Origin of the sequence: Bacillus sp. FSL K6-0069 (genome assembly GCF_038007785.1) — a bacterium.
Lineage (GTDB): Bacteria > Bacillota > Bacilli > Bacillales > Bacillaceae_G > Bacillus_A > Bacillus_A mobilis.
On sequence record NZ_JBBOXN010000001.1, the window covers coordinates 1569916 to 1594815 of the forward strand.

At 36.9% G+C, this 24900-nt stretch carries 11 protein-coding genes, 2 other RNA genes and 1 riboswitch; of the genes, 10 read left to right on the forward strand and 3 right to left on the reverse strand.

Annotated features, from left to right (window positions below):
• Positions 1-2: 2 nt before the first annotated feature.
• The 4 genes from MHB74_RS08175 to MHB74_RS08190 all read left to right on the forward strand — a co-directional run bounded on the left by MHB74_RS08175 (position 3) and on the right by MHB74_RS08190 (position 2604).
• Positions 3-836 carry a sulfurtransferase gene (locus tag MHB74_RS08175; RefSeq protein WP_061679492.1) on the forward strand — a complete coding sequence of 278 codons (834 nt, stop codon included), beginning with the start codon at positions 3-5 and terminating at the stop codon, positions 834-836.
• 116 nt (positions 837-952) lie between these two features.
• Positions 953-1135, forward strand: a non-coding RNA gene (gene ssrS / locus MHB74_RS08180) — 6S RNA.
• Between the two features lie 21 nt (positions 1136-1156).
• Positions 1157-1340: non-coding RNA, 6S RNA (ssrS, locus tag MHB74_RS08185), on the forward strand.
• 107 nt (positions 1341-1447) lie between these two features.
• Positions 1448-2604, forward strand: a protein-coding gene (locus MHB74_RS08190; protein ID WP_340843965.1) for an IS3 family transposase whose coding sequence is annotated in 2 segments (ribosomal slippage) — positions 1448-1700 and positions 1700-2604 — 1158 coding nt in all. Because the reading frame shifts where the segments join, the coding sequence is not laid out codon by codon here.
• Positions 2605-2680: 76 nt separating this feature from the next.
• Here the strand turns inward: MHB74_RS08190 and MHB74_RS08195 are convergent.
• Both MHB74_RS08195 and MHB74_RS08200 read right to left on the reverse strand, forming a co-directional pair.
• Entirely contained in the window at positions 2681-3130 is a 450-nt protein-coding gene (locus MHB74_RS08195) for a hypothetical protein (RefSeq protein ID WP_061676403.1), read from the reverse strand.
• Between the two features lie 148 nt (positions 3131-3278).
• Entirely contained in the window at positions 3279-4409 is a 1131-nt protein-coding gene (locus MHB74_RS08200; protein WP_270421804.1) for an RNA-guided endonuclease InsQ/TnpB family protein, read from the reverse strand.
• 719 nt (positions 4410-5128) lie between these two features.
• Between MHB74_RS08200 and MHB74_RS08205 the strand changes: the two genes are divergently transcribed.
• From MHB74_RS08205 to MHB74_RS08230, 6 genes are all read left to right on the forward strand, one after another.
• The gene (locus tag MHB74_RS08205; RefSeq protein WP_061680505.1) at positions 5129-5440 is read left to right on the forward strand and encodes a hypothetical protein; all 312 of its coding nucleotides are present in this window, start codon (positions 5129-5131) and stop codon (positions 5438-5440) included.
• Between the two features lie 3 nt (positions 5441-5443).
• Entirely contained in the window at positions 5444-6682 is a 1239-nt protein-coding gene (locus MHB74_RS08210) for a glutathionylspermidine synthase family protein (protein ID WP_061680506.1), read from the forward strand.
• The gene (locus MHB74_RS08215) at positions 6675-7061 is read left to right on the forward strand and encodes a DUF350 domain-containing protein (RefSeq protein ID WP_000606861.1); all 387 of its coding nucleotides are present in this window, start codon (positions 6675-6677) and stop codon (positions 7059-7061) included. The genes MHB74_RS08210 and MHB74_RS08215 overlap by 8 nt, the downstream gene beginning before the upstream one ends.
• Positions 7062-7188: 127 nt before the next feature.
• Positions 7189-7354: riboswitch (M-box (ykoK) riboswitch) on the forward strand.
• A gap of 343 nt (positions 7355-7697) precedes the next feature.
• Entirely contained in the window at positions 7698-8423 is a 726-nt protein-coding gene (locus tag MHB74_RS08220) for a P-type ATPase (RefSeq protein WP_061680507.1), read from the forward strand.
• A gap of 131 nt (positions 8424-8554) precedes the next feature.
• The gene (locus MHB74_RS08225) at positions 8555-9421 is read left to right on the forward strand and encodes a 5'-3' exonuclease (protein WP_061680508.1); all 867 of its coding nucleotides are present in this window, start codon (positions 8555-8557) and stop codon (positions 9419-9421) included.
• A gap of 189 nt (positions 9422-9610) precedes the next feature.
• Entirely contained in the window at positions 9611-9751 is a 141-nt protein-coding gene (locus MHB74_RS08230) for an FbpB family small basic protein (RefSeq protein WP_001228045.1), read from the forward strand.
• Between the two features lie 72 nt (positions 9752-9823).
• Here the strand turns inward: MHB74_RS08230 and MHB74_RS08235 are convergent, their stop codons facing one another.
• Positions 9824-24856, reverse strand: coding sequence for a DUF11 domain-containing protein (locus MHB74_RS08235; protein WP_061680509.1), 15033 nt, complete (start codon positions 24854-24856; stop codon positions 9824-9826).
• Between the last annotated feature and the right edge of the window lie 44 nt (positions 24857-24900).

A 24900-nucleotide genomic window follows, 5' to 3' on the forward strand; every position in this document is an offset into this window, starting at 1 on the left:
AGATGATAGTTACAGTCGAATGGTTACGTGAGCATATAGAAGATGAGAATGTCCGTATAATCGATTGTCGTTTTGATTTAGCGAATCCTAATTGGGGTAGAGAAAAGTATGAGGAAGAACATATTCTTCATGCGTTATATTTTGATTTAAATTTAGATTTATCAAGTCCTGTAACAGAACATGGTGGTCGCCATCCATTGCCGCATATTGAGGCGTTTGCAGACAAGCTTTCGCAAGCTGGTATTGATGAACATACGACAGTAATTGCATATGACAGTCAAGCAGGTGCAAATGCTTCTCGTCTCTGGTGGTTATTAAACTATGTAGGACATGAGAAAGTATATATATTAGATGGCGGATTTCCAGCTTGGAAAGAGAATGGACTACCGATAACAACGGAAATTCCTGTTGCTAAACGGAAAGCATTCAAAGCAAATGTACAAGATCATATGCTTGTAACGATGGAAACGGTGAGAGAGAATATTCATGCAGGTGCAAATGTTACGTTAATTGATTCTAGAGAACCAAAACGTTATGCTGGTGTAGAGGAACTTGTGGATCCAAAAGCGGGACATATTCCAACAGCAGTAAACTATTTTTGGAAGGATGGAATTGTCCAATCAGGACAATTTAAGAATGAAGCTGAGCAACAAGAACGATTCCAAAATCTTTCGAAAGATAAGGAAACAATTGTATATTGTGGTTCTGGCGTTACAGCATGTCCAAACATCCTTGCATTGAAATTAGCTGGATTCCAAAATGTTAAATTGTATGCAGGTAGCTGGAGTGATTGGATTTCTTACCCAGAAAATCAAATTGCAAAAGAAGAAGATTAATCACTTGCATGCAAAAATAATTTGTATTAAAATAAGGTCACAAGCAAGAAATTGCTCGAAAAACTTTGTATTTTACACATTGGAAACAATGTGATAATATAACGACAAGTAAATAATACATCCTGCGGTGTACGTAACTTATTTATGTCTAAAACCGATGTTAGTTATACGGAAGCTCAATATTTAGCGACCATCATCAAGCCTTCCTAGTGGAGGAAGATGTACGGTAACTGTGAGGGCATCCACCTGCGAGTAGCGGGTTTTTGGACATTTACGAGGAGCGGCACGTGCGGGGGCCTTATTTCAACTAACATTATATAAAATTCCTACGGTGTACGTAGCTTATGTATGTCTTAAACCAATAAGTTTAATATGGAAGTTCAATATTTAAATGTAGCTAACATGCCATCTTTTTAAGAAGGAAGTTACAAACATTTGTGAGAGCATCCACCTGTGAGAGCAGGTTTATGGACATCTAGAGAGAACGGCATATGTGGGGCTAAATAAAAACCTTACGTTTTATTGAAGTGAACCCGAATAGTGGTACATGAAAAAAATACCTCCTGAATTCGCATACTAAGTATGCAAATTCAATGGAGGTGTTTTTTCGTATGACGACAAGAGTTTATTACCCAGAAGAAACAAAGTGGAAAGTAATTGAAATGAAGAAAGATGGTTATTCAAATCGTACAATTATGGAGAAACTCGGAATTAAAAATGTTTCCCAAATTAAGACATGGATGAAATGGTATCGTACAGATCAAACGTATCGTTTTCAACAACCTGTAGGAAAACAATATTCTTATGGAAAAGGACCAAAAGAGCTCAGTGAATTAGAACAACTACGTCTAGAAAATAAGCATCTAAAAACAAAATTACTTGTATGGGGAAAGTATCTGGAAATCGAAAGGGGCTGAAACCAGAAACTGTAGTTACTTTATGGAAAAATGTAAAAACAAAAATAACGATAAAAGAATTGTGTAACGTATTAGAATTACCCCGTTCCACATTTTATCGCTGGTTACAACGAACGGAAGATCGGAAAGATGATATAGAAGAGAAAGTAAAGGACGTCTGTTTTAGGCATAAATTTCGGTATGGATATCGAAGAGTGACCGCTACTCTTCAAAAAATGGGACTGTGTGTGAATCATAAAAAAGTATTACGAATCATGAGACAAAATCACATTCTTTCAAAAGTACGTCGAAAGAAAAAGAAATATATCAATGGTACGGAACCAATGGTAGCCCCTCATCGATTGGAGCGTGAATTCGATGCATCCAGACCAAATGAAAAGTGGTTTACAGATGTGACGTATCTCTTATTTGGAGAGCGTACCTTGTATTTATCAACGATCATGGATGCCTTTAATCGTGAAATTATTAGTTGTGTCATCAGCGAATCACAAACACTGACATTAGCGATGAAGACATTGAAACAAGCAATGAGAGGGCGAAGAGTAAAAGATGTCCTTCTTCACTCGGATCAAGGAAGTATTTATACAGCAAAAGAATTTCAAGCGTATGCCAAAGAAAACGGCATTATCACCAGCATGTCCCGGAGAGGAAATTGCCATGATAATGCCGTCATGGAAAGCTTCTTTGGTCATTTGAAAAGTGAAGCTTTCTATTCACAAGAGATAACAAAAGTATCCAACACAACTGTGCGAAAGATTGTGCTAGAATACATTCATTACTACAATTGTGTGCGAATTCAAGAAAAATTAAACCACCTATCCCCTAAAGAATTTAGGGAACAAGTGGTTTAGGTGTTTTGATTGGTGTCCCGTTTTCGGGGTTCACTTCATATACGTAAGGTTTTTTTGTTGCATACATATATTTATGTTATCTCGATTCACCTGTGAAATTTCCATAATAAATATAGCACTTTCTGTCTTCATCAATCTCTCTTGAATCCAAAGTGAACTCCATATGCAAGTCGCCTTGCTGAATATATATAATATCTGAATGAAGAGATGGTAAAATTTCTTCATAGTTCCATACATCTTTACTTTCAATCAAGTTTGAACTCGTATCCTTTAGTTCTCTAATTTCAAAACCGATGTGGAAGTAAGTAGGATCTGAAGGATCGTTAGAAAAGGTTTCTTGTTGAATATATATAACTGCTGTTCCGTCTGGATCTACTGAAGTTGCAGTAACAACATATGTATTTTTATCTTTTATAAAATATTCACAAGTCATGCGTGCGATGATTTCAGAATTAGAAATATTTGCGTAGTTCCATAAAGCTGGATACCCTTTCGTTTCATCATTAAGTCGATATTCTAAGTGCATTTTATCCGATACGATAAACTTAACTAAATCTATACAATTCAATCAAATTTACACGAGTTAGTGCTTCATCGTGTTCTCGCAACCCCGAAGGGACGAGGGGTATAACACTCCACACGAGGCAGTATCGTTACCTCCTATTATCAAGCATTTATTTTACCCATCTTGATAAATTTATCGAAGCATTCAAATCTCTATCGTGATGGCTATTGCATTGAACACAGTTCCATTCACGAACCTTTAAACTCCATTGTCCTTCTGGTTGAACTGAATGGTCGTATTTTACTCCGCAACATGAACAAATCTTGCTTGAGGCGAACCATTTATCAGCTTTTACATACGCAATGCCATACTTCTCGCACTTGTATGATAAACATTGAAAGAAGAAGTTTAATTTTTGAAAGGAAAATGCTTTCGATAGTTTTTTGTTTTTTAACAGGTTTGAGATAGATAAGTCTTCCACAACAATCCTCATTGGTTTGGTTTTCACCAATTTAGCTGTTGCTTGATGGATATGGTTATTTCGGATATTCGTAATTTTCCTAGATAACCGCAGGTGCTCCGTTTTCGCTTTTTCATATCCGGCCGATTGAATTTTCACACCTTTTTTAAATCTCCTAGACATATCTCTTTGTGCTGACTTTTTCCTTTTCAAAAGTTTTTTAACCTTGGCATCTTTGTTTATATTTCGTTCTTTCATACCATTAGAAGCTACAAACAGCTCTTTTAAACCAACATCCACACCAATCGACTCATTCGTTAGTTCTTGTAATTCAAAGTCTTCTTGGAATCCTACACTCATCCACCAGTGACGACCATCAAATGTAACTCTTGGATTGGATGGTTTTTTGTTTCTTGGTAGTTGTTGGCTTGTTTTCACTTCTCCAATAGACTGAATATGAACTACTTTCTTTCCTATAATCAGTCTTTCATAATTGGCATAAAATCCTTGAATTAAATCTTTTTTGGATTTATAAGAAGTGTGATAACCATTTTTGTACTTTTTGAACGAATTTCTTCTCGCCGTATCAAAATCTTTTGAAGCCTGTTTAGGGACTTGTGCATTGATGTCTTTTAACCACCCATATCTCTTTTGCTTCTTGATCTTTGTAAATCGTTTCTGTAAAGCTAACTGTGAAACAGATTTTCCAAATAGCTTATAGTATCTATCGCTCATTCTTTTACAATAGTTATAAGCGAATCTTGCAGCACCAGCATGGTTTCTAAGCACTTGTTCTTGTTCAGGCGTTGGAATCAGTCTGACTTTCTTCGCCAATATCATCAGAATGTAACTCCTTTAATGAAAGATTTGTTCTTCTGAATCGTAGCGTGTTCCACCAGCATTCTCCTAAGACTACCAGGATACAAACCTGTTAATTCCGATACTTGACTAACTCGTGAAAATTTCATTATTATTCTCACCTCATTGAACCAAACATAGCACGTACGTTCGGTAAAATCAATGAAGTTTGATAGATTCAATAAAATTTATCTTGTTCAACTAAGGGCGCAATTCCTTAGCCAGTTCTCTTATGAACTTCTCATGTTTTCACATGAGCGCAGACTATATGTTTATCTACTTAGAGATAGAGGATTTTTCCACCACCATAGGCTTGTGATGTACTCTCGTCAGTTATACGAGATAGTCGTTGAACGTTCATCTTATCCATTTTGACTTAGATGATTCGAGGCGGAAGACCCATTGTTCTAGTGTTTAGGATTTAACCTTGCACGATCTGATTGATTTTTTCTGCTTTCGCGACATTCACGCTCGCTATTTCTAGCCACGTTGTAGTTCAATCAGCTTTAGGGATTGCCCGCCGTTAACCCTCACTACTAGCCAATCACTTGACTAGCAGGGCTTACTGATATATTTAATTAACTTTCATTATAATTGGTTAAATAAATCGTAACAGTTAGTTACCCTCTTCTTCCTTTTTCTTCTACTTTATCATGCCATCCTATATAATAGAAATAGAATTTAACAAGGGGAGTGCGAAGGTGACAAAAACGAAATGGCTAGTAGGTGGTGTCGTAACGTCTTTAATAACTGGCACCTTATTTGGCTGCGCGCAAGATCTTCCCTCAAAACCGAATGATACTAGTTGTTCAGATTGGGATTGGGATGATGAACTTGGGGTATGGCAGTGTGATGATAGTAGTTCAGGTTACCGTGGGCATTATTTCTATGGTGGGAGATACTATCAAAATAAATCCGCTTTTAAAAATTCATCGGCGTTTAAGTCGTATCAATCATCTGCGGAATTTAAAGGTGGAATTGGAAGTGGTTCAAAGGGCGGATTTGGGGGCTAACATATGTCGCAATACATAAGTGAACGAAAAGAGTTTTATTCGAAATATCCGAATTTCTGGTCGGATTTATATGACTGTGAGTATAGTTTGTTTCATGTTTTCTCTATAACAAATGAGACTAGGAAACAATTACACGTAGCAACTGAACGAATGGGAAAAATATTTTTTAAGACTGCTAGACTTTTGCGTAATTTAAGTGACGAACAGCTTCTTGAACTTGGTTTTCCTCCTGCGAGCTTAACGTTCATTAGAATGAAAGGATTATATCCTGAGTCTGTTATTTCACGATTTGATTTCGCTGTAACTGATGATAACCAAATTAAAATGCTTGAGTTTAATAGTGATACGCCAACTTTTATTATGGAATGCTTTCAAATGAATGGAAAAGTTTGCGGAAAACTAGGCTACGATGATCCAAACTTGGATCAAGAACGATTGCTATCTTCTGGTGTTACAAAAGCCGTTATGGAAGCGACAAAGGGAATAGATAACCCGAATGTTGTTTTTACAGCACATCATGAACATAGCGAGGATTGGAATACGACTATGTATTTGAGTCAGTTATGCCATGTTGAAAATAAAGTAGTGCCAATGTCAAAACTTAGAATTACAAAAGATGCTTTAGTGGATAGTGATGGAGTAAAGATTGATGTTTTATATCGTCAAACATATCCGATAGAAGATTTAATTGAGGATCAAGATCCTTATACAGGAGACTTGGTAGGTGTGGAACTGTTGCAACTTGTAAAAGCCGGAAAGCTTTTTATAATAAATCCTTTGTCAGCATTTTTACTTCAGCCCAAATCAATTCAGTGTCTAATTTGGGGATTAGCAGAAGAAGATGCTTTTTATACAAATGAGGAACAACAGTGGATTAAAGAATATATGTTACCTACATATTTAGAACGAGATGTATTTGTAGGAAAAGGTTCTTTCGTTCAAAAACCTTCATTTGGTAGGGAAGGGGACACAATTACCGTTCGAGATAAGGACGAAAATATTATGATGCAAAATGCACACCAAACGTATAAAGCGTCACTGCCGATATTTCAAAAATATATAGAACTTCCAGTCGTATCCTTGGAAACAGAGAAAGGGATGGAGAAACTGTCGTATGTGTTTGGTTCGTTTTTAATTGCTGGAAAAGCGAGTAGTATTGCTATTCGCGCCGGGGAAAAAATTACGGGGAATGAATCGTATTATTTACCGGTAGGGATAAAAAGGAGGAAAGTATATGATTAATTTTTTGTTATATTTAGCGGTAACACTGGGACTTTTATGCATTGGTCTTTTCCTAATGGAAGTGACAACGAAAGTAAAAGAATTTAAGTTAATGGCTCAAGGAAATAAGGCGGTAAGCTATGTACTTGGAGGGCGATTACTTGGGTTAGCTATTGTTTTATATTCGACAGCAGCTAACTCCATCTCACTTCTTGATATGGTTTCGTGGGGAGCAGTTGGTATTTTGGCTCAAATTATTGTTTATTATTTAGCGGAATGGCTTACGCCACGCTTTAATATAAACAAAAGTCTTGAAGAAGATAATCAAGCAGTCGGTCTGTTTCTTATGTTTTTATCGCTTTCCATTGGGATTGTAATTGCAGGTTGTATAACTTATTAAAAACTTTACGTTCAAACGTAAAGTTTTTTATTTTTATATATGTTAGTTTGCCATACCGTTTGAAAAAATTGTAGGCTACTGTTGACATCTATTTTAAATAAGAGTAACATTTTCTATGTAATAAAAAATAAGTCTCTGTTAGGTGAGGCTCCTGTATAGAGAAATGCTACTGCCCAAAAATGTCGAGAGACGCCAATGGGTCAACAGGAATGATCGAATTAAGGTTTTTCTTAACGTAGCTGGTAATGTACCTATGCTATACAGTGCTAAAACTCGGCGAGGGAGAGGTCCGTAGATTTCTAATTGTATTAGGAATCGTTTATTTGTGTATGTCATGACCTTTACTCTTTTCGGAGTAAGGGTCTTTTTGTTACAAATCTATGAGTAATTTCATAGTATAAACTATAAAATTAAACGAGGAGGTGAGGAGCATGTCAAATTCTGACTCGGTTCCGTTACCCATATACTTCAATTCAAAAATATATGATGTAGGCAGGAAACGACTTGTTCCTCCCTCTATATTTATCATAATGTAGCGTTTATATGTATGTTTAAGCGCTAGACACTGTTACGGTAAAGTGGATAAATTGAGAAACAAAGCGTTTCTTCCTATGTTGTACAGGAGGAGACGATAATATGTTATATGCAAACAAAACTGTGGGTAACACGTCATATAAATTAAGTAAAAAATCAATGAAAGAACAAACAATGCTTCAAAAAAATAAAGATTTATTAATTGAAATCGCAACGAGAGATGTAAAATCTGTATTTGCATATTTTAAAACAACAAGAGACGGATTATCTATGAAAGAGGCACAAAAACGTATTCAAGTATACGGCCGAAATGAATTAACTTCAAAAAGAGCGCGTATTGCGGAAGTAATGATGAAGCTAAGTGGAATGATTCCAGGTTTTTCAAAACAACATGTGCGTGATGGATCACAATGTGAGAAAATTACCGTGTCTCGAGTAGAGTGTTCTAGTGTAACAGGGTTAAACGGTGAATTAAAAATGATGAATTTGCCAGTACAAGAGCTTGTTCCTGGTGATATGATTTTTCTTTCAGAAGGTGAAATAGTACCAGCAGATGTACGTATCATTTACGCGAATGATTTATTAGTAAATGAATCTGTGCTAACAGGAAAAGATACAAATATTGAGAAATTTGAAAGCTGCTATCACCTTGAGCGCAAAAGATTTATTCCTTTAAAACGAATGAAAGACTATAATCCACTTGAACTTGAAAACGTATGTTTCAAAGGGACGTATATTGTTGGCGGAAACGCAAAGGCTGTAGTTGTTTCGACTGGGAAAAATACGTATTCAGGAATTCTTCATACTTGTTGTAGTAGAATGTCTTAATGTGTAAATGATGCTAAATATACAAAAACAATGTATAATAGACAAAGTTGAAAAAACGTAGAATGGTAATCTATTTATATAACCTTACGTGATGACGTGGGGTTATTATTTTTTGTAGTAGGAGAGGGATTATGAAAAAAGTATTATTAGTTGATGGTATGGCACTATTATTTCGTGCTTTTTACGCAACAAGTGTCTACGGACAATTTATGAAACGACAAGATGGTACCCCTACAAACGGGATTCATGGTTATATGAAACATTTATTAACAGCTATGCAAGCAATTGAACCGACACATATCGTAACATGCTGGGATATGGGAAGTACGACATTTAGAACAGAATCGTTCTCAAATTATAAAGCGAATCGTGCAGCGCCGCCTGAAGAATTAATTCCGCAATTTGATTTAGTACAAGAAATGACTGCGAAATTGTCTATTCCAGTTATCGGTATGAAAGGGTATGAAGCGGATGATTGTATCGGTACGCTTGCAAAACAATACTGCAATGAAGCAGAAGTATATATTTTAACAGGTGATACGGATTTACTTCAGCTTGTTGATAAGAACGTTACAGTTATGCTCTTGCGCAAAGGTATCGGAAATTACGAATATTATACACCAGAGAAGATCATGGAAGAAAAAGGTGTGGAGCCTTGGCAAATCGTGCATGCGAAAGCATTCATGGGAGATACGAGCGATAATTACCCAGGTGTAAAAGGTATCGGGGAAAAAACAGCGTATAAACTGATTCAAGAGCACGGAACAGTAGCAACTGTACTAGAAAATGTATCATCATTAACGAAAGCACAGCGTACAAAGATTGAAAGTGATTTAGAGAACTTAAATATTTCATTACAATTAGCACAAATTCACTGTGAAGTTCCAATTTCATGTTCACTAGAAGAAGGATTACACACAATGGATGAAGAAAAACTTAGATTTGTTTGTGAAGAAATGAATTGGGGAAGACCTGAAATATTAATCAATATGCTATAAATACTAGGAAGACCGATTACAAGTAAAATGAATCGGTCTTTCTTTTTTTGTATGTTCACAAAGTTGTCAGAAAATAAACGGAATTTTCATATGAAGTTCAAATAGAATTCACAACAATCAATTATTATAAGAACAACCAGATAATTCTTTATCTTTTATATAAACCATCCCCCAAGGAGGAAAATGAAAATGAGAAAAAAAGTGAGAAAATCTTTTAAACAATTATTAATTGAAAATAAACAATCACTATTAAATAATAAAGAAAATATGAAAGAAATTGAAGAAAGAATTGAGAAACGACATGTAGCATACAGAGTTGCTAGTAATTGAGTATGATAATTTTGTATATGAAAAAAGCTTGTAGTTTGGATAGTATCTAAACTACAAGCTTTTTCTTGTTTATTACTTCCACCAAATCCAAGCCCAAAAGTAATTTCTTATATTTCGAGGAGTAATGCGTATAAAACGTTCCCCGTCAAAGAAGCAATTTAAATTTGGAAGTGTTTCATCTGGATTTTCTGAAATATAGGTGACGATATTTTCATTGCTTGTAACGGTTACTGTAATTGGTGGGTCGGTAGGTGAAACTTGAAGTTGTAATGAAATATTCGCCGTGTTTTTAAATTCATTAGTAACAGGTGGGCTTTTCACTTGAACTGTGAATAATACGATAATTGTTTCGTTTGGTTCCAAATTAGCAGCAACTAGGAAACCGATATTTGGATTCGCTAGTGGAGAGCGTTCGCCGTTAATAAAGACAGTACCGTCCATAAATTGTAAACCTGCTGGAATGGTATCTTGTAAAGAAACATTTGAAAGTGAAATGTCAGAAGTATTCGTAATACGCACCGTATAATTAAAATATTGGTTTAAATAAGCTGAGCTGACGGAAGCATCTTTCACTACTGTCGCAGTTACAAATTGAACTGGTATACGAACGATATTTGAATTAACAATAAAAGTAATAATTGGGTCCTGCGGTGTCAATTGGAATGCGGCTGTGACGGAAGCAGAATTAATAATTGTACTGTTTGAAGGAATAGAAGTGACGAGAACTTTAAATGTTATCGTTGCTACTGAATCAGCTGGTAAAGCGCCGATATTCATACCAGTGTCTGGACGGACATTTGGAACCGGAGTGCCGTTAATTGTTACGCTGTTTTCTATAAATGTTGTACCAGTTGGAATGGTATCTAAAATAGAAGTACTTATTGTAGGAATAGGGGAATGGTTCAATACCTCTAATGTGAATGTAATAACATCCCCTATAACGGCGATAGATGTGTCAGTTGTTTTGTTAATACGAACCATAGGATCAACTACTGTTGTTGTAACGACATTTGTTTGCTTTGTAATTGTAATAGGTGGTTCATTCGGGTCAATGGTAACGGTATAGGAAACAGAAGCATCGTTATGAATTGCTAGTTGAAGAGTTGAAGAAGATATTGTTACTTGGAAAGTAATGATAGTAGATGCATTAGGAGCAAGATTTCCTAACGAAATACCTTTTTCAGGATTCGCATTAGGCTGATTGATTCCGTTAATCGTAACGCTACCCGTAACGAAGGTAGTATCTACTGGTGCGGTGTCTATGGCAAGGATATCTTCAATAGTCACATTACCATTATTCGTAATTGTAATTGTATACGTTATAGTTTGACTAGGTAATGCATTCGTAGCATTAACAGACTTTATGGCAAGGACATTATCATTTTGGACAGTTGTTGTGACGGTATTTGTTGTAGTTGTATTCGTAACAGGCACGTTATTTGGGTTGACTATATAGTTAAAGGTAGTAATGGCTTGGTTGGTCAGTTCATTTGGAGTTGGGATAGAAGTCACGGTTACTTGGAATGAAGCGATAGCATTTCCGCCAACAGTTATAGAACCAATTGGTATACCACTTACTGGATTAACTCCCGGAAGAGTTTCTCCGTTTACAACAACGCTATTCTCTACAAACGTAGTACCTTGAGGAATCATATCTTGAATGATTACATCATTTGCTGCAACATTACCAGTTTGATTGAGTGTAATCGTATACGTTAACGTGTCACCGACTGTTGCAAATGCAAGGTCAACAGCTTTATTACTATTTAAATTTGCATGATGAATTGCTGTTACGGCAGCTGATGAAAGAATAGTTTCGGTAATAGGCGGCTGGTTTGGTATCGTGTATTGGTATTCAATTGTACTCGTGTTAGAGATTGGATTTGTTTGCGGAATCGAAGTAACTCGTACTTGGAATAGAATAGTTGCTGTCGTATTAGGTGGAATGTTATCAAGTTGTATCCCGTTAAGTGGATTGTCATTTGGGCGAGCAGTTCCATTTACAATAACACTATTCTCTATAAAGCTCGTATTTGATGGGATGATATCAGTAACAATAATGTTTTCTACTTGTATATTCCCATTGTTTTTGATGGAAATTGTGTAAGGGATAATCGTTTGTAGATCGGCATATTGGATAGGCGTTGTTTTTGTTGCAATTAAATTAGCAGAAATAACTTCAGTGAAGGTAATATTACTAGTCGATATTTGTTCTTCGCCACTAATTGTATAACGAGAAGTTGATTGGTTTTGAATACGACTGCTAGCTGGAAGAGATACCACAGTAACGGAAAACGTGACAGGGATAGAAGCGTTAGGAGCAATCGTTCCTACAAGTATACCGGCACTTGGGTTCGCGTTAAGCTGAGGAATATTGTTTACTAAAACGCTACCTTCTATAAAGGTAGTTCCATCAGGTATATTGTCTGTAAATAAAGTAGCAGTAGCATCTGTGTTTCCTATATTTGTTAAATTTGTTGTATAAGTTAAAGTGTCACCAATCGTTACAGAAGTTAAATCAACAATTTTCAGTGAAACGATATCAGCGTCGTTAATTTGAACGAAAGTAGTATTGGAAGTAGTGGATTTTTGAATTGGTGCAAAGTCAGGATTGAAAATAAAGTCGTAGACGATGTTTGCAGTATTAGGCGTTGGATTTACAGCTGGTAAATTCGTAACGGAAACTTGAAACATTATTGTAGTCGCTTGACCTGACGCAATATTAGGAATGGAAAATCCGATATTTGGATCTGCTGCAGGAAGTACAGTATTGTTAACCGTGACACTTCCTGGAATAAATACTGTTCCATCTTCTATAGTATCTGTAAAAAAGATGGAGTTAGTTGCAGTGGATCCGTTATTTTGAATGAATACTGTATATTCAACGGTTTCATCAATATTTGCTAATACTTTATTAGCGGATTTTGTAGCGATAAGAATAACATCAATAAATTGTATATTTGTAGTATTGGAAGAGGTCGTTTCTGAAATTGGTGGTGCGCTTTGTTCCGGTTGATATTCATAGTGAATGATAGCGATATTATTAATATTATTTTGTGATGGTATAGAAGTTACATTTACTTGGAACGTAACAATAATCGTATTGTTTGGAAGAATGATATCAAGATTGATACCGGTACTTGGATTTTCATTAGGTCTTGGTATGCCATCAACAAGGATGCTATTTGGAACGAATGTTGTGCCAGCGGCAATTGCATCAATTAGGAGAGTATTTGTAATAGGTACTGTACCAGCGTTTGTAACGGCGACTGTATACGTGATGATTTGACCGATGCGTGTAATGGATCTATTGGCGGATTTAATTGCACTAACATTTGCTGTTCGCACTTCAGTATTTACTGCATTTGATAACGATCTACGCTGAATAATAGGAGAACTAGGGTCAATTTGGTATTCATACGAAGTGTCTGAAGTGTTAATGACTGTGTTGCCGGAAGGGATACTTGTAAGTTGTACTTGAAATGAAATAGTGACTGTTTCATCTGGTTGTATCGTGCCGAGAGTTACTCCGTTTTCAGGGTTCGCACCAGGCTGAATTACATTGTTTATTGATAAGCTATCTTCAATGAATATAGTACCCTCTGGAATATTGTCAATGAACACAGTATTGTTAGCTGGAATAGTTCCTATATTTTGTAGTGTATTTGTGTAAGTGATATTTTGCCCGATGGATACGAAAGTAACATTCGCCTGTTTAACAGAAATAATATTTGCATTTTGAAGTGATGTTGTAACGATATTAGAATTTGCAGAGCGATTCACTGGTGGAGCTGTAGGAATACTTACATATTGGTAATTTGCAGATGATTGATTTACAATTTCGGTTTCAGTTGGTGGATTATTTGTTTGTACTTGAAATAGTATCGTTTTGGAACTGTTTGGTGGAATCGTTCCAATTGGTATTCCGTTTTCTGGATTTGTACCAGGCTGAAGTACACCGTTAATTGTGACACTGTCTGGAACGAATGTAGTCCCAGCTGGAATATAATCTGTAAAAGTAATATTTATTGCGTCAACATTTCCAGTATTTTTCACTTCAGAAATATAAAGTATAGTTCCGCCAATATCTACAGTTATCGGATTGGACGTTTTTGTAATTGTTAATTGTGCTTGCACGAAATTTGTAATGACAATATTACTTGTAGATGTTTCAGTAATAGGCGGTTGCCCTGGGTCTGGTTGAATTGTATATGTTGTATTAGACTGATTTGTAATCGATTGCTGTGAGAATGGATCGTTAATAAGAATTTGGAACGAAATAAGGTGAGTAGCGTTTGCTGCTAGGTTAGGCAAAGTAACACCTGCATTCGGATTTGCACCAAGTATAGCTGTTCCGTTAAGTGTAAAACTATTTTCTACGAATGTAGTACCTTCTGGAATCGTATCTGAAAATATGAGATTAGTAGCTGGAATATTTCCGGTATTTTCTAGTGTTATCGTATAGGTCAAAATATCCCCTGTTGTTGCTTGTTGTGCATTGACTGCTTTTAAAGAAAGCACATTCGCGTCCGAAATTTGTGTGAAAGCTGGATTAGAAGTAATGGTTCGAGAGAGGATAGGAGCAGTCGGATCGGCGATAAAAGTATAGTCAATACGGGCTATATTAGAAATTGGATTCACACTTGGAATGGATTGAACGATCACTTGGAATGTGGCAGTGACGATTTCTGAAGGTGCAATGGAATTTAATGAGATCCCTACGCTTGGATTGGCACCTGGAGCTGAAACGCCATTAATGGTTACACTATTCGGAATAAATGCAGTTCCTTCTGGGACTAAATCTGTTAAAGTAACTGTATTTGCAGTTGTATTCCCGTTATTTTGAACGACTACAGTGTAAGTGATAGTACCATTAGTAGACTGTACGAGGGAATCTGTATTTTTAATTACAGATAGCGATGCATCAACGACAGTTGTACTAACAGTATTAGATGAAGAAGTTGCTGTAACTGGAGGTTGACTTGGGTCAACAATATACGTGTAACTTGTAAGTGCTTGATTTATAATCGCTCCTTGCGGTGGAATAGAACTTGCAAGAAATTGGAATGTAATCGTAGCAGAATCACCTGGTGCGATGATACCAACTGGAATACCGAGAGTTGGACTTGCATCTGGAAGTGAAATCCCGTTAAGCGTAACACTATTTGGAACAAATAATGCCCCTTCAGGGACTCCATTAATGAGTAATACAGAATTAGCAGGGAAGTTTCCAGTATTCGTTAATGTTGCTGTATACGTAATGATATCTCCGATAGATACAATTGATCGATTTGCTTCTAAAACAGTTGTAACAGTCGCGTTATTAATTTGTGTGGAAGCACTATTAGAAGTTATAGTACCTGTAACAGGAGGAGAAGTCGGATCAACTATAAATTCGTATTGAATAGATGCAACGTTTGTAATTGGGTTCGAAGGTGGAGTAGATGTAACGATGACTTGGAACGTAACGGTTGAGGAACTACCAGTATTCACAGTTCCGATATTCACTCCGTTATTTGGATTGGCACCTGGGATGGTACTTCCATTTACAGTGAAACTATTTTCAACAAAAGTCGTTCCTACTGGAATTGAATCTGAGAAATTTACATTCGTAGCGTTTGTATTGCCGCTATTTTGAAGTAAAACTGTATAAGTGATCGTGTCTCCGATATTCGCAAAGGCTGTATTAGCAGTTTTTACAGCTGAAAGCGTTGCTGAATTAATAGAAGTAACGAAGACGTTCGTTTCCACATTGCCAGGCTGAGCTTGTAATGCATTTCCTACGTTATATTGGAAGTTTACAAATCCTAAGTTTTGGAGTTCTGTTGTGAATGTTGTTGGATTGCTTACGATTTGTACTTGAAATACAATTGTTACCATTTGATTTGGAGTGATTGTATTTATACCAACGCCATTAATAATAGAAGCGGAAGGTAATGGAGCACCATCAACAATAACTGATCCTGCAACAAACTGTGTCCATGTCGGTAAAGGGTCTGAGAAGATAACATTGTTAGCGGAAATATTTCCCGTATTTGTAATCGTAGTTGTATACGTAATCGTATCACCGATTGTTGCAAAAGCTTTATCACCTATTTTAATCGTGTTTAAAATTGCACTTTCGATTTTTGTGGAAACGGTAGTAGAAGTAATGTTTTTTGAAATAGGAGGATTAGCTGGATTGACAATATGTTGGAAACTAACGCTAGCTTGATTGGTAATTGGATTTATAGGCGGAATTTCATCGGCATTAATATGAAATGCTACGATGACAGATTGGTTTGGCGCGATATCGCCAATTGGAACGCCTGTAATGATATTTGCATTATGGATGCTAGTTCCGTTAATTGTAAAGCTATTCGGTTCAAAGGAAGTTCCATCTGGAATCAGGTCGGTAAAAATAACATTCGTCGCACTAACATTTCCGCTATTTGTTATTGTAACGGTGTAGACAATATCTTGCCCGATATCCACTGTTGCCACATTTGAATTTTTTTGTGCGGTAAGGATAGCGCTATTAATTTGTGTTGTCGTTGTATTAGATTGATTGGAGGTTGTAATAGGTGGCTGGCTAGGATCAACGACATAATGATATGTGGTAGAAGCAGCGTTAGAAATGGGGTCAAGTGTTGGAAGTGTAGCAACTGTTGCTTGGAAAGTAACGATTGCTGTATTACCACCAGGAATGGAACCGATATTTACACCAGTAGATAAATCAGCGATTGGAATGGTTTGCCCGTTAACTGTGAAACTGTTTGGAACGAAAGTGAGATTGCTATTCAGAATATCAATAATGGTTACATCTGTAGCGGTCGTATTCCCGGTATTAGGAAGGTTAAGTGTAAATGTTATTGTATTACCAACATCAGCAAAAGTAAGATCTGCTGTTTTTGTACTAATAATATTTGCGTTGTTTATTTGAAGAAGTGTCGTGTTGGAAGTAGCTGCACTCGATACTGGCGGATTCCCTGGGTCCACAGTAAACGCATAAGTCGTGGATGCTATATTTGGTGCTGGATTACTAGGGGGGATGCTGTTCACTGTAACTTGAAAGACGATACTATATATTTCATTTGGTGGAAGTGCTGCAAGTAATACACCTGTATTTGGATCCGCATTAGGTTGTAAAATGCCATCGACAGTTAATGTGTTAGGAACAAATGTGAGTCCACTTGATAATACATCTGTGAATACAATATTAATTGCATCCGTATTTCCTATATTTGAAATAGAAGTAGTGTAAAAAACAGTTTGCCCGATATCTGCAAAGGATACATTTTCATTTTTCGTCATGGATAATATAGCTTCTTTCATTTGCGTTGAAACAGGATTACTAATTGAAGTTTCTGCATCAGGCGGCGAGACTAATTGATACGATGTTGATGAGAAATTTACAGCGGGGTTTTGTGTTGGTAAAGAGGTAACAGTTACTTGGAACGAAACATTTACTGTATTCCCAGCTGTTATAGGGCCGATATTTACACCGTTCGATGGGTCCGCACCGCTTTGAGGAATGCCATTAATAGAAAATGAGTTTGCAATAAATGTAGTTCCGCTCGGGGCAGTATCTGTGAATATAACATTTTGTGCAGATGAATTTCCGTTGTTTGTTAAAGTAACAGTATAAGTGAGTGTGTCCCCGATATGACTAAATGATTTATCGACTTGTTTTGATGAAAGAATGGTAGCAGTATTAATGGTAGTAAACACTGTATTTGAAGTAGCAGTTCTTGAAACAATTGGTGCATTAGGATCGGCGATGAATGTGTAAGAAGCAGTAGCGGAATTGGCAATAGGATTTTGGGCTGGTGTAGAAGTAGCGGTAACTTGAAATGCTATAGATATTGAGCTGTTAGGAGCAATTGATCCAATCGTTATACCTGTATTAGGAGTAAGGCCAAGGTGTGTGATGCCATTTATTGTGACACTATCGGAAACGAACGTTGTGCCGTCTGGAATAAGGTCAGTGAACGTAATATTTGTTGCATTTGTATTGCCGTTATTCGTTAAAATTGTTGTATAGGTAATGGTATCACCCAGTGTTACAAGTGTTTGATCGACCGATTTTATCATCGTTATCATAGCATCTAGTATAGGGTTTGTAACGATATTCGTTGAAGTAGAAGTAGTAGCAGGAGCTGAGCTTGGATCGACAGTATAAGAGTATAAAATCGTATCATTACCCATAATCGAACTTGAAGGTGGCACTGAAATAACATTTACTTGGAAAGTAACAGTTACTGTTTCACCAGGAGCGATATTTGGTATAGTTACTCCAAGTGCAGGCTGTGCACCAATTTGCTGAAGACCATTGATTGTGACCGAATTTGGTATAAATGTAGTGTTAGCTGGAATAGCGCTTGTGAATGTTATATTCGTTGCTGGTGTATTACCGGTATTTGTAATCGTAGTTGTATACGTAATTGTATCTCCGACAGAAATAATGGATTTATCGGCACTTTTTGTAGTTGTTAATATAGCACTCTTAATTTTTGTTGAAACTGTATTAGATATATTCGTTTGTGATACAGCAGGTTGGCTAGGATCGACCACATGTGCAAACTGTACAGAACTAAAATTCGAAACTGGATTTATGCTTGGAATGTTTGTTACAAGTACATTTATCGTAATAGCAACCGTACTACCAGGGTTTATATTTCCAATCTGAATCCCGTTCCCGGGATTTCCAATTTGCTGCGCACCAGAATCATTTACAAGAGTGCCAGATATAAATGTCGTTCCATCAGGCAAAATATCCGTGAAAATTATATTTTGTGAAGTGACATTTCCAGGGTTACTTAATGTGATTGTATAAGAAATGGTATCGCCAATTGTTGCGAAAGCTTTATCTACAGATTTAACGAGAGCAATTTCCCCAGCATTTATTTGTGTCGAAACAGAATTAGATGACGTACTTCGTGAAACAAGTGGTAAATTAGGTCCTGTCATAAATTGATAATTAATAGAAGCGCCGTTTACAACCGGTGAGTTTGGTCCTCCGGGTCCGATTGTAAAAATAGGATTTGGGATACTAACTACTTGCACACGGAAGGTAACGTTTATAAAATCTCCTGCAATAATATCCCCAATGGGTATCCCATTTGCTGGATTTACTCCAGGTAATAAAACCCCACCTACTCGAACGCTATCCTCTATAAATACCGTATTATTTGGAATCGGATCTGTAAAAATGATATTCGTAGCAGTTGTGTTTCCTATATTCTCTAATAAAACTGTATACGTTAAAAATGAATTTCCAGGAGCGATGTCAGAAAATAGACGATCCACGCTTTTTGTTGCTTGGATGGTTGCTTCGTTAATTTGCACTAAAGTTGGATTACTTGTAGCTGTTTCTGTAACTGGTGGCTGGGTAGGGTCCACAATGATAGAGTATGTTGTGCTAGATTGATTTAACGTTGGATTTGTAGCTGGTATTGAACCAACAATCGCTTGAAAACTAATTGTTGTCGTTCCTCCAACTGGAATTGCGTCTAAAGAAATCCCGTTATCTGGTCTAAATCCAAGTTGTGGGATTGTATTAATTTGGACGCTATCAGGCACGAATGAAAGTTCAGGTGGTAATATATCGATAAAAACAGGTGTGTTTGCGGTAGTATTTCCGCTATTAGTGAGCGTAGTTGTATACGTAATTGTATCTCCAACAGCAGCAAATGCACTGCTCGCAGTTTTTGTTGCGATAACGGAGGCAGTATTTACTTGTGTAAAAGTTTTATTGGATTTAACGGTTCGTGAAACAGGCGGTTCATTTATATCAACAATAAAGCTATATTGAAGCGATGATTTGTTCGGAATTGGATTAGGGTTTGGAAGAGTTGTAATGTTTACTTGAAAGCTGAGTATAAATGATGCATTTGAATTTATGTTACCGATATTGATACCGTTTTGTGGATTTGCATTAGGGATGGTTGTTCCATTTACTGTAAAACTATTTGGAATAAACGTCGTACCATTTGGAATTAAATCTGTAAAAATAACATTGTTTGCGGTAGTGTTGCCGGAATTAATAATGGTAGAAGTGAAAGTAAGTGTATCTCCGATAGTAGAGAATGTTGAATTGACAGTTTTATTTATAGATAGAGTAGCATCAATAATTGGAGTAACCGTCGTATTCGTAATTGTACTACCAACAGCAGGTGATTGGTTTGGATTCACGGTATATTCATAATTTACAAGAGCATTATTTGTTAATGTGCCACTAGGTGGTATCGCTAAAATTTGTGCTTGAAAAGTAATGAATACAGTATCTCCAGGCGAAATATCTGCTAAGTGAATACCAAGTGATGGATCTAATCCCGGTTGTGGAACATTATTAATAGTTACAGAATTTTGAATAAATGAAGCTCCAGCGCCAAGTCCATCTGTTAAAACAGTTGCACTAGCGGGAATATTTCCTGTGTTCGTAACTGCAATTGTATAGGTGACGATATCTCCAATTGCAGCCGTAGGTGTATTTACTGACTTCGTAGCGATAATCGTAGCATTGTTAATTTGAGTTGTTATTACGTTACTTAATGCATTGGCGGATGCTGGAGGTAAGTTAGGGTTTACGACATATTGGTATGTTGTGTTACTTTGGTTCGGTATTGGATTCGTATTCGGGATGGAATTTACTTGCACTTGGAATGAGATAGTTGTATTTGCATTCGGGTTTATTGGATCGATTGCTATTCCATTTGCTGGATTTACATTAGGGAGTGTATTCCCATTTACTGTTACACTATTAGGAATAAACGATGTGCCACTTGGGATTACATCTGTAAATATCACATTTGACGCAAGTGTGTTTCCGTTATTCGTTAAAGTAGTTGTGTACGTAATAATGTCATTTACGTTAGCGAACTGTTTATCTGCAGATTTTGTAGCGGTAATAGAGGCGTTATTAATAGTTGTCTGTACAGTGTTAGATGCCACCATCTGCATGACGGCTGGCTTGGATGGATCGTACGTGTATTGGAATGTAGTGCCTGATTGATTTGTAATCGGATTTACAGCAGGGATAGTTGGTATAAAAACTTGGAATGCAACAGTACGTGATGAATTTGCTCCTATCGTACCAATAAGAATGCCGTTAGCAGGATTTGCATTTGCTATAGGAACACCGTTAATCGTTACAGTGTTAGGAAGGAAGATAGTACCAGCTGGAATGATATCTGTAAACGTTACATTGGAGGCAGGTATATTGCCATTATTACTTAAAACTGTTGCATAAGTTATGACATCACCAACATCAGCGAAATTTGTGCTCGTTAGTTTCGTAGAAACAATATTAGCGGTATTAATTTGTGTCGTTACTATATTACTAGTAGCATTTCTAACAACAGCAGGTAAATTTGGATCTGCGATAAAGCTATATTGAAGTGCAGCACTGTTTTGAACTGGATTTGGTGAAGGTAAACTATTTGTACTAATTTGGAAAACAATTGTTGTAATGCCGCCTGCTGGAATTGTACCGACTTGAAGACCGACACTTGGATCCGCACCTAGCTGTAAAGCGCCGCCTATAAAAGTACTATTTGGTACGAGAGTTGTGCCAGGAGGGGGTATATCGGTAACGACTACATTATTTGCTGGAGTATTTCCAGGGTTAGCTAGGGCAATTGTGTATGTGATCGGTTGCCCAACATCTGCAATAGTTAAATCTACCTGTTTGACAATAACTACATTTGCTAAGTTGATTTGTGTACTTACAGTGTTACTTAAAGAGGTTTCTATAGTTGGTGGGTCGCCCGGATTTAAAATAAAGCTATACTGTGTACTAGATGAATTTATTGTTGGGTTTTGTGTGGGTAAAGAGGTGACAGTTACTTGATAAGAGACGGTAAGTGAGCCGTTAGCAGGAATGGAAGGTAACGGAACACCGACATTTGGATCGGCGGTATTTTGGAGTACACCATTAATAAGGAAAGTGTTTGGGATAAAGGTAGTACCGTCAGGATTCGTATCAACGAAAGTAGGACTATCAGCGGAAACACTTCCTGCATTCGTCAAAGTAACGGTATAAGTTAATATATCTCCTACGGTAGCAAACGCTCGATCCACTGCTTTGTCTGAAATGACATTTGCGTCATTCACTTGAGTAAATGTAGTGGTTGAAGTTGTGTTCTTACTTACAGGGGAAGCATTTGGATCCACAATAAAGTTATAGGCAATAGAAGCGCTATTTGAAATAGGATTTGGATTTGGTATGCTAGTTATTAATACTTGGAATGAAGCTGTGATTGTAGTACCGGCATTAATACTACCAATAGTAATGCTAGTTGGTGTAATGCCTGGCTGAGTAATGCCGTTAACTATGACACTGTTCGGTACAAAGGCAGTACCATTCGCAATTGAATCGGATAGTACTACATTGTTCGCCACAACATTTCCATCGTTTGTAAGAGCAAAGGTATAAGTTAATACATCTCCAACTTCCGCAAATGTTTTATCTACAGACTTAGTAGCATGAAGATTTGCTAGTCTAATTGTTGATGTAACTGAATTAGAATTTGCTGTTTTTGAAGTTGGTGGCAGACTGGGATTTACAGTATATAAATAAGAAGCGAAAGCATTATTAATGATAGGATTTTGGGCGGTAATATTGATGACCGTTATTTGGAAAGAAAGAGTAACAGTGGCACCGCCAGGAATTGTGCCAATAGGTAAAGCAATGAGAGAATCTACATTTTGCAAAACTCCGTTTAGTGTTACAGTACTAGGAGTCAATATCGTTCCATTTGGAAGTGGATCTGTTAGTTGAACGTTAGTTGCAGCTGTATTTCCACTGTTTGTAATAAGAATTGTATAACTAATTGTTTCACCAATTGTAGCAAATTGTTTATTTGTTGATTTTGTTAATGTTAAATTCGCATTGTTAATTTGAGTGGAAACGAGATTAGAAGAAATATTTTTTGTAATTGGTGATTGGCTAGGATTGACGGTATATTGATAAGAAGCACTTGAACCATTAGATACGACATTTGACGCGGGTATTGTGTTTACTACTACTTGAAATGAAACAGTTTTTGTTGAGCCAGTTGGGATCAATCCAATGTTCACACCGTTAGCGGGATTTGCACCCACTTGTGTCGTGCCATCTATTGTTAAACTGTTAAGGACAAAAGTTGTTCCGGTAGGAATGACATCTGTAAAAATAACGTTGTTCGCATTCGTATTACCTGTAGCTGTAAAGGAAACGGTGTAAGTTAATGTATCACCAATATCTGCAAAATTTTTATCTACTGCTTTTGCCATAGTTACAGTAGCGTTATTCACTTGAGTAGATACGATGTTGGTCGTATCAGTCCCACTTACTGCCGGCTGATTTGGCACAGGAATATATTGATAAGTTGTTGTACCACTATTTAATATTGGATTTGTTTGCGGGATAGAAGGAACGAATACTTGGAATGAAACAGTAGTCGTAGAATTAGCAGCAATAGTTCCGACGGATATACCATTAGCGGGATTTGCACCAGCTTGAGTAACGCCGTTAACAGTTACACTTCCTGGAATGAAAGTAGTCCCGCTAGGAATCGGATCTGTATATAAAACGTTCGTTGCGGCGATATTCCCTATATTAGCTAAGGCGATACTATAAGTTAACGTTTCGCCAATATCGGTAAAGATTTTGTTAACTGATTTTGTACCATTAATATCTGCGAGGTTAATTTGTGTTCCTGCAGAGTTGCTTGTTGCAAGACCATTAAAAGTCGATCCACCGGCAATTGGTGTATATTGAAATGTAATATTAGCAGTATTAGAGATAGGATTTTGGCTTGGAAGAGAAACGACAGTTGCTTGGAAAGTTACTGTACGAGAAGCGTTATTATTAATTGTTCCAAGAGATATACCAGCAGCTGGATTTGCATTTGTTTGAGGTACGTTATCTATCGTTACAGTGCCAGGTATAAAGGAGGTACCGTTAGGAAGACTATCTATAAAAATAACGTTATTGGCGGGAAGAAGCCCGGTATTAGGGATAGTAACGGTATAAGTGAGGACGTCTCCAATTGCAGCGACACTTTTATTCACATTTTTCGTTGCTTGTATGTTAGGTGAATTTATATTAATTTGTAATCCGACTGTATTTAACATATATGCATCTCCGTTAGTTGTTAAACGGATTGCGGCGGATACTTGGGAATTTGTTAAATAAGGAGAAATATCAATAGAAGTAATGTCCCAGCCTTGCCTTCCTGCAGAGATATTTGTACTTGTAGAAGCGCTTTGATTTCGTGTTCCAAATGTCCCGGTTGTATCTAAATTTCCGGCGGCATTATTTACTTGAGAACCGAAGAAATTATTTACAGCATTATTTGGCCCAGATAAGGCATTTAATGAACTGAAATTCGGTCCAAATAAAGCTTGATCCCCAGTTAAATCAGCATCTCCTTCAGTAGAACTTAAAAATAATCTCCCGCTTACAGGTCCCCCTGACGGTGTTAAAAAGCCTGAGACAGATACATCTGCACTACCGGTATCGGCGGAAACGCGATTACCTGCTACATAAATGGTTAAGTTTCTTGCGGGTAAGGAACCGTTTTGATAAGCGACAATGAGCGTCCATCCAGAAGAATTGATAGCTCCGTTAGAAGCATCTAAAGGATCAACAAGTCCAGGGACAGAGCCGGTTGTATAAGAGCCAGATCCTCCAGCTTGAACGAGGGATGTTACATCTGCGGAACGCGTATAGAATCCAAATGTGACAGATCCAGAAACGAAGGTTTGATTAGAAGCTGTAACGGTTGAAGGGGTAATTGAGTATGTTGACACAGGTGTTGTAAAAGAAACAGGGTTTCCTAATACACTCGTAATATTTTGATCACGAGATAAGTAGTTTCCACCCCAAACAAGTTCTGCATAAAGAATAGTACTACCAGCAGGGATATTTAAAATAGCGGTAGAACTATTTTGTGTATAGTTTAATGTTGTACCCGCAGGAAAAGTAGTTACTTGTAAAGCGGTATTCGTAGTTGCGAATGCACCAATTGCCCCGATTGTACCAGCACGGTTTAGATTACTAATTTTACTTAAGCCTAAAGTATTTCCTGTAATAGCGAGTGCGCCGTTAGTGGTGGTAGAAAATCGATTCGTAATCGGCATGTTGTCACCTCATTTACAATATAGTCTTGGTCAAAATAGGATAT